This window comes from Spirillospora sp. NPDC048819, assembly GCF_040650055.1.
Classification (GTDB): domain Bacteria; phylum Actinomycetota; class Actinomycetes; order Streptosporangiales; family Streptosporangiaceae; genus Spirillospora.
In genome coordinates, this window is record NZ_JBEZGN010000018.1 from 95090 (window position 1) to 110364 (window position 15275).

Annotated in this window: 13 protein-coding genes and 1 pseudogene; 9 read left to right on the forward strand and 5 right to left on the reverse strand. The window is 69.9% G+C overall.

The genetic code is table 11. The annotated features are described in order from the left end of the window. Positions 1–172: 172 nt before the first annotated feature. From AB0C35_RS23755 to AB0C35_RS23775, 5 genes are read left to right on the forward strand one after another with little or no spacing between them, the layout of a single operon-like run. A complete protein-coding gene (locus AB0C35_RS23755) occupies positions 173–1765 on the forward strand; it encodes an AMP-binding protein (RefSeq protein ID WP_358459389.1) in 1593 nt (530 codons plus the stop codon). Further along, a complete protein-coding gene (locus AB0C35_RS23760) occupies positions 1762–2994 on the forward strand; it encodes an acyl-CoA dehydrogenase family protein (protein WP_358459392.1) in 1233 nt (410 codons plus the stop codon). The genes AB0C35_RS23755 and AB0C35_RS23760 overlap by 4 nt, the downstream gene beginning before the upstream one ends. 43 nt (positions 2995–3037) lie before the next feature. After that, positions 3038–3796 (forward strand): enoyl-CoA hydratase/isomerase family protein, encoded by a 759-nt coding sequence (locus tag AB0C35_RS23765; RefSeq protein ID WP_132200815.1) that lies wholly within the window; start codon positions 3038–3040, stop codon positions 3794–3796. A gap of 8 nt (positions 3797–3804) precedes the next feature. Then, entirely contained in the window at positions 3805–4743 is a 939-nt protein-coding gene (locus AB0C35_RS23770; protein ID WP_358459395.1) for a VOC family protein, read from the forward strand. Continuing rightward, on the forward strand, positions 4734–5822 hold the full coding sequence (locus AB0C35_RS23775; RefSeq protein WP_358459397.1) for an acyl-CoA dehydrogenase family protein: 1089 nt from the start codon (positions 4734–4736) through the stop codon (positions 5820–5822). The genes AB0C35_RS23770 and AB0C35_RS23775 overlap by 10 nt, the downstream gene beginning before the upstream one ends. A 55-nt stretch (positions 5823–5877) precedes the next feature. On the opposite strand, the gene AB0C35_RS23780 is transcribed toward AB0C35_RS23775, so the two are convergent. Then, a complete protein-coding gene (locus AB0C35_RS23780; protein ID WP_358459400.1) occupies positions 5878–6138 on the reverse strand; it encodes a group 1 truncated hemoglobin in 261 nt (86 codons plus the stop codon). 164 nt (positions 6139–6302) lie between these two features. Between AB0C35_RS23780 and AB0C35_RS23785 the strand changes: the two genes are divergently transcribed. Beyond that, a complete protein-coding gene (locus AB0C35_RS23785; protein ID WP_358459403.1) occupies positions 6303–7505 on the forward strand; it encodes a transposase in 1203 nt (400 codons plus the stop codon). Between the two features lie 76 nt (positions 7506–7581). On the opposite strand, the pseudogene AB0C35_RS23790 reads toward AB0C35_RS23785, so the two are convergent. The 3 genes and pseudogenes from AB0C35_RS23790 to AB0C35_RS23800 all read right to left on the reverse strand — a co-directional run. Continuing rightward, positions 7582–7695: pseudogene (locus AB0C35_RS23790) on the reverse strand (group 1 truncated hemoglobin); the annotation flags it as partial. A gap of 296 nt (positions 7696–7991) precedes the next feature. Beyond that, positions 7992–8351: a DUF397 domain-containing protein gene (locus AB0C35_RS23795; protein ID WP_358459406.1), complete on the reverse strand. Its 360-nt coding sequence runs from the start codon at positions 8349–8351 to the stop codon at positions 7992–7994. Next, positions 8348–9175, reverse strand: a complete 828-nt coding sequence (locus AB0C35_RS23800; RefSeq protein ID WP_358459409.1) for a helix-turn-helix transcriptional regulator — start codon at positions 9173–9175, stop codon at positions 8348–8350. Before AB0C35_RS23800 ends, AB0C35_RS23795 begins: the two co-directional genes overlap by 4 nt. Before the next feature lie 570 nt (positions 9176–9745). Between AB0C35_RS23800 and AB0C35_RS23805 the strand changes: the two genes are divergently transcribed. From AB0C35_RS23805 to AB0C35_RS23815, 3 genes are all read left to right on the forward strand, one after another. Continuing rightward, entirely contained in the window at positions 9746–10156 is a 411-nt protein-coding gene (locus tag AB0C35_RS23805; RefSeq protein WP_358459412.1) for a hypothetical protein, read from the forward strand. Between the two features lie 139 nt (positions 10157–10295). Further along, positions 10296–11789 carry a protein kinase gene (locus AB0C35_RS23810; RefSeq protein WP_358459415.1) on the forward strand — a complete coding sequence of 498 codons (1494 nt, stop codon included), beginning with the start codon at positions 10296–10298 and terminating at the stop codon, positions 11787–11789. A gap of 100 nt (positions 11790–11889) precedes the next feature. Continuing rightward, positions 11890–13866: a glycosyltransferase family 2 protein gene (locus AB0C35_RS23815; RefSeq protein WP_358459418.1), complete on the forward strand. Its 1977-nt coding sequence runs from the start codon at positions 11890–11892 to the stop codon at positions 13864–13866. Here AB0C35_RS23815 and AB0C35_RS23820 read toward each other — a convergent pair. Further along, positions 13845–15161 (reverse strand): hypothetical protein, encoded by a 1317-nt coding sequence (locus tag AB0C35_RS23820; RefSeq protein ID WP_358459421.1) that lies wholly within the window; start codon positions 15159–15161, stop codon positions 13845–13847. The two genes, AB0C35_RS23815 and AB0C35_RS23820, sit on opposite strands and share 22 nt — an antisense overlap. Positions 15162–15275: the final 114 nt, after the last annotated feature.

A 15275-nucleotide genomic window follows, 5' to 3' on the forward strand; every position in this document is an offset into this window, starting at 1 on the left:
GCGTTTCGTGTTCCCCTAATTTAGGCAATGTCCGGTTGCAGATCACTCCTGGCCGATTCCCTTCCACCGACGCACCGACACCTGACACACCGCCACACCCGACACGACGCACGCCACCCACCCACGACGCACGCCACCTACGACGACGCACACAGCGACAGCGGAGGTCCGGATGCGCAAGGAGACGCTGGAGAGCTTCGTCCTCGGAGACGTTCTCCGGTCGCAGGCGCAGGTTCACCGAAGGCAGACGTTTCTCAAGTTCCGGGACGGCGAGATCACCTACGGCGAGGTCGACTCGACCGCCGACCGGCTGGCCAGGGCGCTGTCGGGCGCCGGGATCGGCCGCGGCGACCACGTGGGCGTGATGCTGCCCAACTGCGCCGACTTCGTCCATCTGATCTTCGCGCTGGCGCGGCTGGGCGCGGTCGCCGTGCCGATCAACATCGCGTACCGGGGCGAGCTGCTGCGGCACGTGCTGGACAGCTCCGATGCGGGCTGGCTGGTCATCGACGGGCCGTACGCGGAACGGATCGCCGGCGTCGCGGACCGGCTGCCGAAGCTCGGCGGGGTCGTCGTGCGGGACGCGGCGGCGAACGGGGTGCTGCTCGACCGGCTCGGGAAGCCCGCGCGGGACCTGGCGGCCCTGCCGGACGACGGGGACGGGCGCGTCGAGGTGCCGGTCGGGTTCGCCGACATGCAGGCGATCATGTACACGTCGGGGACGACCGGGCCGTCCAAGGGCGCGATGGTTCCGCATGCGCTGGCGCTGACCTGCGCCTATGACTCGCTGGACTTTCTCGACCGGTGGGGCAAGACGATCTACTGCCCGCTGCCGCTGTTCCACGCGGCGGCGTTGTGGGACGGGATGCTGTCGGCGCTGCTGGGCGGCGGGTCGATCGCGATCGTCGAACGGTTCAGCGCCTCGAAGTTCTGGGACGACGTGCGCCGCTTCGACGCGCAGGTGTGCATGAGCGTGTTCTCGATGATCCCGATCCTGCTGAACCGCCCGCCGACGTCGCGTGACCGCGACCATCGGCTGGAGACGTTCTACATGGGCAAGTCGAACCTGGACGAGCCGATGCGTGAGCGTTTCGGGGTCCGGTCGGTGGAGACGTACACGAGCACCGAGGCCGGCATCGCGACCGGCAGCCCCTACGGGGAGTGGCGGACGGGTTCGTGCGGGCAGGCGCACGAGGAGCGGTTCCAGGTAGCGGTGGTGGACGAGTACGACCGGGAGGTGGGTCCGGGAGAGCCGGGTGAGCTCGTGCTGCGGCCGAAGCAGCCGTTCGTGCTGACGACCGGCTACTACGGGAACTGGGAGGCGACGACCCACTGCTTCCGGAACATGTGGTTCCACACCGGAGATCGGGTATGGCGCGATGACGACGGGTACTTCTTCTTCCTCGACCGGATGAAGGACGCCATCCGCCGGCGTGGTGAGAACATCTCGGCCTTCGACCTGGAGACCGAGATCAACCAGCACCCGGCGGTGCTGGAGTGCGCCGCCATCGGCGTGCCCTCGGAGCTGGAGGACGAGGACATCAAGGTGTCGATCGTGGTGCAGCCGGACACCGGCATGGACCCGGCCGAGCTGATCGCCTACTGCGAGGAGCGGCTGCCGCGGTCGATGGTGCCGCGCTACGTCGAGTTCGTGGAGGCGCTGCCGCGCACGCCGACCGACAAGGTCGCCAAGTTCAAGCTCCGCGCACAGGGCGAGAGCGGCATCACCGACACGACGTGGGACCGGGAGGCGGACGGCCGGTGAACTGGGACGACACGCCGGAGCAGGCCGCGTTCCGCGAGGAGGTGCGGGCCTTCGTCAAGGAGAGGTTCCCCGCGTCGTACCGTCCGGCGGACGGCGAGGAGCAGAGCCTCGAACCGGAGGACGTGGCGGGCTACAACTGGCCCGTCGACCGGGTCGCCGACGATCCGGGACGGCGGCAGGGCGCGCGGGCGTGGGCGGCCGCGCTGGCGGAGCGGGGCTGGATCACGCCGCACTGGCCGCGCGAGTACGGCGGCGCCGGTCTGTCGGCGCTGGAGGAGTTCATCCTGCACGAGGAGATGATGCGGGCGCGGGTGCCGACCGTGAACGGCATCGGCGCCTTCCTCCTCGGCCCGACGCTGCTCGTGCACGGCACGGAGGAGCAGAAGGCCCGGCATCTGCCCGCGATCGCGAAGGGCGAGGCGACGTGGGCGCAGGGCTTCTCCGAACCGGGCTCCGGCTCCGACCTGGCGTCCCTGCGCACCCGCGCCGTCCGCGACGGTGACGAGTACGTGGTCGACGGCCAGAAGGTGTGGACGTCGCTGGGCCAGTACGCCGACTGGCTGTTCGTCCTCGTGCGCACCGATCCCGACGCCGGGCGTCCGCACCGGGGCATCACGTTCCTGCTGATCAAGGCGGACGCGCCGGGCGTGACGGTCCGTCCCATCACCGACCTGCGCGGCGCGGCGCCGTTCTGCGAGATCTTCTTCGAGGGCGTCCGGGTGCCGGTGGCGGACCGGGTCGGCGAGGAGAACCGCGGCTGGTACGTCGCGATGTCCGCGCTGGGTTTCGAACGGGCCGGGATCGGCGCGACGATCAAGTACGAGCAGGCGCTCGGCGAGCTCGTCGCCTACCTGCGGTCGCCGGAGGGCGCGCGGTACGGGCGCTCCAGCCCCGCGCTGCGCCAGGAGATCGCCCGCCGGCAGACCGAGATCCGCGTCCTGTACAACCTGGCCCGCTACACGGTGTCGCGGCAGGCGGCGGGCGAGGAACCCGATTTCGAGGCGTCCATCAACCAGCTTTTCGGCGCGGAGCTGCACCAGCGGCTCGCCCGGACCGGCGCGCGGGCGTTCGGACGGTCCGCCGCCCTCTGGGAGCGCGAGGGGGCTCCCCTCAACGCCGCGTTCACCCACATGCGCAGGGACTCGGTGGCGTCCACCTTCCTCGGCGGCACCACCGAGATCCAGCGCAACGTCATCGCCACCCGGGGCCTGCACCTGCCCCGCGAATGAGCAACCGGCCCCGCAGCCGACCAACGAGGAGGAGCGAGCGCATATGCCCGACGAGAACGCCTACGAGACCGTCGATCTGCGGATCGAGGAGAGAGTCGCCTGGCTGACCCTGAACAGGCCGGACAAGCTCAACGCGCTGACGCCGACGACGATGACGGAGCTGCGCGACATCTTCACCCGCGTCGACGACGACGAGGACGTCTGCGCGGTCGTGCTGCGCGGCGCCGGCGAACGCGCGTTCTGCGCCGGGATGGACCTCGCGTGGTCGGAGAAGCTGACCCCGCGTGAACGGATCGAGCAGGGCCGGCTCGGCGAGAAGACGTTCGCGATGATGGAGCGGACGTCGGTCCCGGTGATCGCGGCCGTGCACGGCTACGCCGTCGGCGGCGGCCTGGAACTGGCGCTCGCCGCGGACTTCATCGTCGCCTCCGACAACGCCAAGATGGGCCTCGTCGAGATCACCCTGTCGGCGCGTCCGCCGTACCGCCCGAAGATGACCGAGGACGGCGACCCCGACCAGCCCGAGTTCGGCGGCTCCGCGCCCGGCTGGGGCGGCGTGAAGCGGCTGCCGGAGCGGATCGGCAAGGCCCGCGCGAAGGAGCTGCTGTTCACCGGCGCGCGCATCGGCGCCGACCGGGCACTGCAACTGGGGCTGGTCAACGACGTGTACCCGGCGGACGAGTTCGACAAGCGGGTCGGTGAGCTGGCCGAGCGGATCGCGGCGATGAACCGCTACAACCTGCGCCTCGTCAAGGAACTGGTCACCTACGGCTACGACTGGATCGAGCCCCACCCGAGCTAGGAGAACCCGTGCAGATCTACCGCATCGATCATGTCGCGCAGGTGGCGGCCGACCTCGACGCGCAGGTCGGGCTGCTGGAGGGGCTGTTCGGGTTCCGGCGGGTCCGGAGCTGGGACAACCCGGGCGAGGGCGCGCGCGGCGCCCGGCTGGAGATCCCCGGCAGCGGGGGACAGGCGTGGGAGGTGGTGGCGCCCGCCGGCGACGGCTCCTCGCTGCAGACCTGGCTGGACGACCACGGCGGACGTCCCGGCCTGCACCACGTCGGCGCCGAGGTCCCCGACCTCGAGGCCGTCCGCGCGGAGCTCGACGAACGCGGCATCAAGCCGACCGACGGGGTGCCGGGCCGGTGGCTGGAGGCGTCGCTGACCCCGCCCGAGCACGGCCCCGGCGTCCTGTTCCGCCTGCGCGGCCCGGGCGGCCTCGACATGTGCGGCGACTCGGCCGGCCCCGCCGCGGAGGCCACCGGGCCGGATTGGCCGTCCCTTGGGATCGTGGCGCTCGACCACGTCTGCCAGGCGTACCACGACCGCGACGAACTGGCCCGCTGGTACCGCGACCTCGCCGGGTTCGTGCAGGTGTGGCGGACACCCGACGACGAGCATCCCGACATGGCGGACCTCGTGCTGAACATCCCCGGATCGACGATCTGCTGGGAGGTCATCACCGCGCGCGGGGAGGACTCGTTCATCGAGAAGTTCCTGAACCGCAGCGGGCCCGCCGCGCACCACGTCACCTTCGAGGTCGCCGACTGGGACGCGGCGATGGCGGCCTGCGAGCACCACGGCACGCCGACCTTCGACGAGAACGAGGGCAGCACCGACGGCGCGGCGTGGCGGGACACGTTCATCCATCCGAAGCACACCGGCGGCGTCCTCGTCCAGCTGTTCTGGGAGGAACGGCCGGGCGTGTGGGTCCGCTCCGACAAGATCCCGCCGCGATGGACCTGAGCCGCACCGAGGACCAGGAGCTGATCGCCGACACCGCCCGCGAGCTCCTGGAGTCGCGGGCCGCGTCCGCCGGGGCGCGGGCGGTGGCCGGCGACCCGGCCGGCTACTCCGCCGCGCTCTGGAAGGAGATGGTCGACCTCGGGTGGACGGGACTCGCCTTCCCGGAGGAGCACGGCGGCGTCGGCGGCGACTTCCTCGACGTCTGCCTGCTGTTCGAGCAGCTCGGCTACGCGCAGGTCCCGAGCCCGCTGCTGGCGTCGGTGGCGTGCTGCGGCATGCCGGTGGCCCGGTTCGGCACGTCCGAGCAGAAGGAGCGGTGGCTGGGCGCCATCTCGGGCGGCCAGGTCGTGACCGCCGCGCCCCTGCCATGGGATCGTCCCGGGGACGGACCGGCGGCCGCACGTGACGGCGACGGCTTCGTCCTGAACGGCACCGCCACGTTCGTCCCGTTCGCCGCTTCGGCCGAGCACATCCTCGTGGTGGCGCGGCTGGACGACGAGCCCCGCGCGTTCTGGGTGGACGCCACCTCCCCGGGCGTGATGCTCCAGCCCCTGGGCACGGTCGGCTGGGACCGCCCCTGCCACGTCGAACTGTCGGGCGTCCGCGTCCCGGCCGAGGCCGCCCTGGGCATGGACGCCGCCAACGCGATCTCCCTGTTCGGCGCGGCCGCCACCTGCGCCGAGATGGTGGGCGCGGCACAACACGTCCTGGACATGACGGTGGAGTACGCCACGGAACGCGAGCAGTTCGGGCGCGCCATCGGGTCGTTCCAAGCCGTCCAGCACCACTGCGCCAACATGTCCATCGACGTGCTCGGCTCCCGGTTCATCGCCTACGAGGCCATCTGGCTCCTGTCGGTGAACCGGGACGCGACCCAAGAGGTGTCGATGGCGAAGGCGTGGGTGAGCGAGGCGTACGAACGAGTGTGCGCGCTCGGCCACCAGGTGCACGGCGCGATCGGCTTCACCCAGGAACACGACCTGCACCTGTTCTCCGAGCACGCCATGGCCGCCTCCCTCTCCTACGGCGACGGCGACCTCCACTACGACACCTTGGCCACCGACCTGAACCTTCCCTGACGTTCCAGGCGCGCCCGCCCGCCTCGCCGCCGCGGTCGCGGGCGCGCATGGACGCTCACTCCGCCGCGGCGGTCTCCGGGGAGGTCCTGCCGGCCACGATGTCGTCGGCGAGCGGCAGCACCACCGCGGCGATCTCGGCAATGGTCTCCTCAGGGACGCCCGCCGCGGCGAGCGAGGCCACCAGGTGCTCGGCGACCCTGTCGAAGTGCCGCTGTTCGATGCCCAGCCCGAGGTGGACGGCCTTCATCGGGCCGCCCTGATAGACCATCGGCCCGCCGAGCGCCTGCCCGAAGAACTCGACCTGGCGGCCCTTCACCGATTGTCCCTGAGGATGCCCCGGCCTTCAGGCCGGGGAGGAATCCGGTCTCCTGCGGAGCAGGACAGGGGCAGAGCGTTCGCCTCCAGGGCGGACGGTCGTGGGTCATCGGCGATCTGAGCGTTCTCGCTCACGTGTTCGAAGTGGTGCGGTAAGTTCGTGTCATGGCGCGGACGGGACTGCAGGAGGGGCTGGGTGTCGCCCGGTACACCTACCGTGTCCGCCTGTCCGGCCGGGCTGAGCATGCGCTGCTGCGGGAGTGGGACCGGTGCCGATGGATCTGGAACCAGTGCGTCGTTGAATCCCGCGCCGCGCACCGGGCGGGGCACAAGATCGGCCCGGCGGCTTTGGACCGGATGCTGACCGGCTGGCGCGGGAGCCGTGGTTGGTTGCGGGCGGGTGCCAGTGTGCCGCAGCAGCAGATCATCCGGGATTTCGGCCGGTCCCGCGCCAAGGCGATCAAGGACATCAAGGAGCGGCTGCCGATCCGGCGGCGCGCCGGGATACCGAACTTGAAGAAACGCCAGGTAGCGGATCCGACGTTGAACTACACCCGGCGCGGGTTCCGGCTGCGTGAGGGCGTCCTGCTGCTGGCGGGCGGCATCGCCGTTAGGGTGCTGTGGTCGCGGGAGTTGCCCGCCGAGCCGTCGTCGGTGCGGGTGTACCGCGACAGCCTCGGCCACTGGTACGCCTCCTTCGTCGTCCCCGCACAGATCGAACCCTTGCCCGCAACCGGGCGGGCGATCGGCGTGGACTGGGGCGTCAAAGAGCTGGCGACCACCACCCGCGACACCCACGACCTTCCCCACCCCCAGCACGGCAAGACGGCCGCCGCGAAGCTGGCGAAGTACCAGCGGCAGATGGCCCGCCGCCGCACCCCCAAGGGCACGCCCGGCTCCAAGGGGTACAAGCGTGCCGCGCGCCGAGCCGCCGATCAGTACAAAAAGGTGCAGCGGCAACGGCAGGACACGGCCCGCAAGTGGGCCAAGCGGGTCATGCGCGACCATGACCGGGTCGCGGTGGAGGACTTCAAGCCCAAGTTCCTGTCGCGTTCGACGATGGCGCGCAAGGCCGCCGACGGAGCCATCGGCGCCACCAAACGCGAGCTGATCGGCATGGGCCGCAAGCACGGCCGCCTGGTCGTGCCGGTCGACCCGAGAAACACCACCACCGACTGCGCGAACTGCGGAGCGAGAACCAAGCACGCACTGCCGCTGTCGGAACGCACCTACACCTGCACCAGGTGCGGGGTGTCTCGTCCCCGGGACAAGAACTCCGCACACGTGATGCTGGTCCGGGCAGGTTTCGTCCCGGCCGGTGCCGAGGGCATAAGACCGGGGAGCCCGCCGGGCTCCCAGGCGGCCTGAGCCGGAAATCCCCACCAACCCCATGACGGGAAGGAATCCCCTTCCATTCAGGGAGGGGAGGATTCAACTTGTTGAGGTTCATCCCGACGAAGTAGGTGCTCAGCATGTCGTCGGCGAGGATCCGCTCGTAAAGCCCGTCCACCACCGCCGTCAGCGCTTCCTCTCCGCCGATCGCCTCGTAGATGCTCATCCCGTGTCCTCCTCACTTATTGGCGCTGCGCCAATAACAGCCCAGATTACGGCCCCAACCATGAGCACGCCAGTGCCCCCCGGGAGCCACTGCGCGCTTGGAGGGCGCGGCTTAGAAGATCGTTTGCGCTCTGACCCGTCCCAGGCCCGACGACCTGCGCAACTCGCTCCGCGCGGACCTAAGACTTCGCGCGCGCACGAGGATTTCACCCTCATCACAGCTTGAGTGGTCGGGTGGTGGACGGCGAAGGGCCCGTCCCCCGGAATGGTTCTCGGGGGCGGGCCCTTCGGGTTGGCTCAGCTCAGGTCTAGGTTCCCGCCCTTGACCTGGTTCGCGAACGCCTGCCACGCGTCGGGGCCGAAGACGAGCTTCGGCCCGTCCGGGTCCTTCGAGTCCCGCACCGCCACCGCCGCCACCAAGTCCGCCACCTCGACGCACGCATGTCCGGTGTCCGTACTACGGCTGCTCTTCCGCCATTCAGCGACGGAGATCGGCACCATGGACGCCACCTCGACGCACTGGTCGCCGGTATTAGTGCTGTAGCTGCTCTTCCGCCACCCTGACGGCACCAAAGCGCCCTCAACCCATTGACCGCCAGCGTCGCCGCTGCGGCGGCTCTTGCGCCATTGCCTGGCCTGCGGGTCCTGTGTGCTCATAGTCTCTCCAAGATCGTCCGGAGGAGCTCCAGGGAGTCCTCAGCGCTCATCGCCGAAGCCCTGACCAATCCGAAACGTACCCCATACTTCCGGACAACCGCGGAATGATCGACGAGCTGTCCACCAACATGGCCCTCGACGAGCACAGCGTCTGGCTCGTCCTGAAAAGCCAGGATCATGAATGCACCGGGCAACCCCGCGTAGGCCCCCGTGCCGGACGGGACGATCTGGATCGTGACATTGGGCAGTTCCGCCAGGTCGATGAGGTGCTGGATCTGTGCCCTCATCACCTCCGAGTTTCCGATCGGACGGCGGATGGCTCCTTCGTCGAAGATCGCGAACACGTGCGGCGGGTTCTCTCGATCAAGGATCTCCTGGCGCTTCATCCGAGCTGCAACCAGCTGGTCCACTGCGTTGGACGCCTTCCCCAGTTTGAGCACCTCGCGTGCGTACTCGGGTGTCTGGAACAGCCCGGTGATGACCATGGTCTCGAAGATGTGCAGCACCTCGGCCTCGGCTTCCCGCGAGATGAAGTCCGGAAAGCCCGGTGGCAGGACGGCGAGGCGTCCGAAGTCCTGGATCCACTCCCAGATGCGGTGGAACGTCCCGTCCGTCTTGAAGAAGACGTCACAGTCCTTGGCGAAGTCTTCGGACGGAGGGCTCCCGCCGGACTCGATCTGGCCGATTCGCTGAGGCGTGTAGCCCAGCCTCTCGGCGAACTGCGGTCGCGACAAGTTGGACAATTCCCGCTTAGCGCGCAACTCCGCGCCGAAGTATTCAGCGGGCGAGGATGGGGTACCGGGGTCGCGGGGGCGGCGAGGCACGGGTTACCTCCGAAGATTCGAAAATAAGATCATTTTTCTGAGGGGGTGCGGGCTTTCCTGCGTGTTCTTTCCCGCACTTCCTGAAGATAGCGCGATTACGGGAAGCTGGGTAGCGGTAACGGAGAGAAATCGACCGCGAAAGCTCACACTCATCATGGACACGCCCGTCAACCCTGCTGACCAGGCGTTGGATCAGCTCCGCCAAGACTTCCAAGGACATCGGATCTGGCGCGCGACGCGCCACGACGGAAAGCTCGGCGACTGGGTCGCCACTTTGCATGACCCAAGGGTCGGTGTAGAACCGACCGTTGTACGCAACAACGCAGAAGAGCTACGTAAGGCGCTGACCGTCGAACTCAATCGCGCGACCAATCGCACTACGGGTCAGCGTAGTAGGTGGGATCGATGGTAAAGCGATGGAACGAATCCCAAAGTCGCTCTGCGTCGAACCCCACTTCCTCTGTAACGACTCACCTCGAACGGCTCTCGACGGAAGTCGCACGAGAGGGCTGGCAGACCGTCCCCCGGTATGACGGGCCGCACCCGCTTCTCCGGGTATTCGATGCCGCTGTGCCCCATTTCGGCGAAAGTATCGGCCTCGTCCGAGAATCGGCGTCCCGCACGTGGTGGTACCAGTCGAGCACGGGCGAGAACCTCGCCCCGTTCGACCGGCCGGGCCTCGCCGCCGCGAGGATCACCCGCATCCTCACCCCGTTCGTCACGGCCGTCCTCGCCGCTCGCACCCACCAGGAGTCGGCGATCGACGCGACATGCCCGGACATTCCAAGCGCCCCGGACCCGGCTCACGCGGTCACCATCGCCAAGCTGCAAGAACGCTTCTCGGGGGTCATCTGCTGGTGGGGCATCTCGACCAAGGAGTGGTGGGCGCTCATCCCCGGCGGGACGCAATGGAAGATCGTCAACGCGCCCGACCCCGACGACCTCATCCAGGCCGTCCTCAAGGCCCACCCGACGAGATAGCCCACGAGAGCGCGGGTTGTGCGGTCCCCGGCCGTCGTCTGACCGGCCGGGACGACCCCGGCCGGGCGTCCCCCAGGGCGTCCCAATCCTGAGCCGATCGATATGATCATCTGCTCTAGGGGGCGTTCGAGGAGGACTCGTGCCTGAGCGGATGGACCTGCTGCCCACGGATCCGGACTCGGTCGGCCCGTACCGTCTCGAGCATCGGCTGGGCATCGGCGGGCAGGGGACGGTCTACGTCGGCGCCACGAGCACCGGCGAGCCCGTGGCGGTCAAGCTGCTCCACCCGCACCTTGTCAGCAACGAGCAGGCGCGGACGCGGTTCGTCCGCGAGATGCAGATCGCCAAGCGGGTGGCGCCGTACTGCACCGCGGAGGTGCTCGACAGCGGCATCGAGGGCGGCCACGCCTACATCGTCAGCGAACTCGTGGACGGTCCCTCGCTGCAGGAGTCGGTGCGTGAGACCGGACCGCGCGGCGGGGCGGCGCTGGAACGGCTGGCGATCAACACCGTGACGGCGCTGGCCGCGATCCACCGGGCCAACGTGGTCCACCGCGACTTCAAGCCGGGCAACGTCGTGCTCGGCCCGGACGGCCCGGTCGTCATCGACTTCGGCGTCGCCCGCGCCCTGGACCTCAACCAATCGATCATCACCAGCCAGGCCGTCGGCACCCCCGGCTACATGGCGCCCGAGCAGATCATGGAGGACGAGACCGGCCCCGAGGCCGACATGTTCGCCTGGGGCGCGACCATGGTCTTCGCCGCCACCGGCAAGCGGGCCTTCCGCGGTAACTCGCTCCCGGCGGTGATGCAAGCGATCCTGCATGACGAACCGGTGCTGGACGGATTGCAGGGGCCGCTCGGCACGATCGTTCGCGAGTGTCTGGCCAAGGACCCGTCCCGGCGCCCCACCGCCGCCGACGTCGGCGACCGCCTGCGCGATCTCCCGCCCCCCGCGTGGGAGACCGAAGGCTCCGCGCTCCCCGAGCCAGACGAGCCGGATGAGCCAGACGAGCCGGCGGACGCGGACTTGCGACCGGCCTCCACTCCGGCCTCCGTTCAGGACACCGCTCCGGTCGTGCTCCGGAGACGGAGCGGCCGCCGACGCTCGCTCCTGATCGGCGCCGCCATCGTTGCGTTCACCGCGGCCCTCGCGGGCGCCTACACCCTGTTCCCGTCCGACGGGGAGGGCAGGGCGTCCGGGACGCCGGTGGCCGCGACGTCCTCCGGCGCCCCCACCGGTACCGAACCTCCGGCGAGCCCGAGCGAGTCCGCGAGCGGCGAGCGCGGCCCGGCCCCCGCCACCTCGAAGGCACCGCCCGAGCCGTCAGGCCGGGCACCGGCCGGCTCGGGCGGTCGCGCGCCCCGGTCGTCCGAGCCGTCAGGCGGCGGTGGAGGAGAAGAGAAAGAGGCGCCCTCCGGCCCGAGGACGCTGGGCGCCGTCTCGCCGAGCGACGCGACCGGCTACTGCGAATCTCGCGGATACTCCGGCGCGGCACGCCAGTACGACGGCAATTACTCGTGCTACGGCGCACCCGGCAGGGCATTGGTCACCACGACCGAGATCTGCCGCTGGATGTACCCGAACCATGCGAACGTCAAGGCCGACGGCAACACCTGCGTGTCCTACTGAGCCCGGATACCCGCACCCGTCCGGGCGTCTGCGCGTTGCCTGGAGTTCACCGAAGGTGCTTACAGTGACCCTCCCATCCTGATCCGGTGTTAGAGGGGCCATGACGCAACCGCTGGTCAGCGTGATCGTCCCCGTGTACAACTGCCGGGGCACGGTGGGGCGGGCGCTGGAGTCGGTCTTCGCGCAGACGCTGGCCGCCGAGAAGGTCGAGGTCATCGTCGTCGATGACGGCTCTACCGATGGCACGGCCGAGTTGCTGGACGAGCTGGCCCGTACCCGCGACCGGCTGGCCGTCGTCCACCAGCCCAACTCGGGCGGGCCGGGCGCGCCGCGCAATCGGGGGCTGGAGCGGGCGGCCGGGGAGTTCGTGTTCTTCCTCGACGCCGACGACCGGCTGCACCCCGAGGCGCTGGAGCGGATGACGGCGATGGCCGAACGCAACGGCACCGACATCGTCCTCGGCAGGCAGGTCGGGACCGGGGGCCGCAAGGTGCCGGGGGTCTTCGGCCGCACCGTCGAGCGCACCCATGTGCTCGACCCGGACTGCGACCTGTTCCCGCGGATGTCGATGGCGGCGCTCCAGCTGTTCCGCCGGTCCCTGATCGATCGCGCTGGGCTGCGGTTCACCGAGGGACTGCTCTCTCACGAGGACCAGCTGTTCACCGCCGGCGCCTACCTGGAGGCGAACGGCGTCTCCGTCCTCGCCGACCACGACTGCTACTACTGGGCCGCCAGGGAGGACGGGACGAGCAGCACCCAGGTCGGCGGCGCGGCGACCGCCGACGTGCACGCGATCGCCGGACGCGCGATGGCGCTGGTCGCCGAGTACACCGAACCCGGCGAGATCCGGGACCGGCTGCACTACCGGTACCTGTTGCTGGAGGTCTTCGTTCTACTTGAGCAGCGCTACCTGAGTTCGTCCGGTGAAGAGCGCGAGAGCACTCTCAAGGGGTGCCGCGAACTGCTGGAAACGTGGCTCACCCCAACGCTGCTGAAGCGTTACGGCCCCCGGCACCGGATCCTCGCCCATTGCCTGGGGCACCACCTCGACGAGGAACTGGCGGAGGTCATGCGATTCCACCAGTCCGGGCAACGCGTCGGCGTCCACCTGGAGGACGGGCGCGCCTACCTCACGTACCCCTTCTTCCGGGATTCCGCCGCGGCCATCCCCGACGCGTGCTTCGAAACCGGTGCGCCACCGGTGCTCCGGCACGACCTGACCGGGGTGGTGTGGGAGAACGATGCCCTGGTGGTCAGCGGAAAGGTCCTCTTCCGCGACGTGGACGGTGGAACTCCCCGCCTCGATCTGGTGCTGGAGGACGGTGCCGGCACCGGTCATCGGGTGAGCTTGAGCTGCGAGACCGCGCCCGCGGTGCGGACCGGCGATGGACTCGCCACCACCTACAGGACGACGTTCCGCCCGGCGCGGGCCTCCCTGCCGGACGGCCGCTGGACGGTGCGCGTGGAGGCGGCCCTCGAAGGGCATGTCCTCAGCGTTCCCCTGACGAAACCGCGGGGCATGGCCGTCCCGCACGCCGCCCTCGTCGAGACCGGGGAGCGACGGCGTCTCGTCCGGCCGTTGCCGCCCGCGCCGCGGGAACGCGGGCGGCTCGCCCTTGAGGTGGGCGGCGGCCTCAGCCCGGCCGACCTGCGCAACGTCGAGATCGGTTTCGGGCCGGGCGGGCGGCTATGGCTGCGGGGGGAGCCGCCACCCGTCCTGCCGCCCGGCCCGCCGCCGGGCTTGAGCGTCCTGCTCCGGCATCACGAGGACGACGGCACCGTCCTCCGGGCGCCGCTGGCGACCGACCCGGACCGGTGGACGCACCACCGCGCCGACGTCCCGCTCGCCGGTGCCCGGCCCGGGCGCTGGCGGGCGTCGTTCGAGATCGACGGGGTGGGCGACCCGGTCCGGATCCGCGTCCCGGACGGCGACGGCGTCCTCGGGCCGGTGACCGCGTCCGTCCTGCCGCCGCGCCGCGTCCACGTCCGGCTCGACCGTGACCCGCTGACCGTGCACGTCAGGGCTCCGCTGGCGGCACGGCTGCGGCGCCTGCGTCACCGGGGCGAGACGGAGTAGACCATCCGTTTCCCTGGGTGTTCGCCGACGGTCCAGAGGTCGCCGAGCCCCGGGCTGGACGGGTCGGTGCCCGTCTGCCAGTGCGCCAGGTCCTCCGGGCCGATGCTGAGCTGCTGCTCGCCGTCGACCTGGAGCGTCGTCGTGGACGACGTCGCCGGCGCGGTCGTGTAGAGCGTCCCGGCGGTCGATGTGCCCCGGCTGCGGCTCAGGTACCAGCGGCCGTTGAACCGCGTCGCGCCCTGGACGTTGCTGACCGGCAGCTTGTGGGCGGTGTCGGCGTTCCACCGGTACGCGGTGTTGGTGATCAGCTCGCTGTTGCCGTCGAAGGCGCCGGCGATGGGCCATGCGGCGACGCGCCCGTTGACGGCCTCGCCTCCGGCGCAGTACTCGCCCGCCACCACGTGGTCGGTGCCGCTGCGGTCGAGGGAGACGTGCGAGAACTGCGGGGACCCGTCCGAGGCGGTGCACTTGGTGCCGGTCGAGGCCGTCCGCGTCCAGGAGCCGACCTGCGGCATCACGTAGCGGTAGCCGTAGCCGTAGTACATGTCGCCGTGGAGGCCGACCTTGTCGGCGCCGCTGGTGGTGCCGTTCTCGGACGCGCCGAGGTCGTAGATGCGGCGCATGTCGAACATGCGGAAGCCGCGCGCGGTGTCGGCGACGAACAGGTGGTTGCCGTACCAGAGGATCCCGCCCGCGTGCAGGGACGTGTTGTAGCTGCCGTTGGACGGATCCATCGACACCCGGACGGTGTCGTAGTCGCCGTTGGCTCGCGGATACACCAGCAGGACGTGCCGGTAGGCGCCGGTGTCGGGATTCATGAAGCTGATGCGGACGCCCTTGACCATGCCGTCTTCGAGGTCGTTGTGGTCGTACCAGCTGACCAGGACGGGCTGGTAGCCGTCACCCCACTGCTTGTCGGCCTGCATGTCGGCGACCGTGGTCACGCCCTGCGGATACCACTGGGTGGTGGCGTTGTCGCCGTCGTTGAAGCAGACGCTCCGCCTGATCGCGACGGAGCTTCCGGACTGCAGGGCGTTCGGCTCGCACGCCTCACCGGTGCCGGCGGGGTCGTCGTCGTCCTGCCGGTTGAGGTCGTTCATGATGTTGGTGACGGTGCCCTTCACCAGCGGAAGGGCGTCGGCGCGGTCCCGCAGTTCCGTCCCGTAGGCGTTCGGGCGGAGCTGGAAGTTCGACAGGGACAGCTCGTCCGCTGCGGCCGGGGCCTGCATCACGGCGGCCAGCGGAAGGGCGAGGGACAGGACGGTCAGGGAAGCCAGACTTCGACGGCGGCGCATGCGCACTCCTCACGGCCGGGCCCTGCCTTGAACAGCTGGGGGAGCGGCTGGAGGCACCGGCCAAGATCGCGTTACTGTCGGCCCGTCCAACGTGACATGAATGCGTCATTCCCG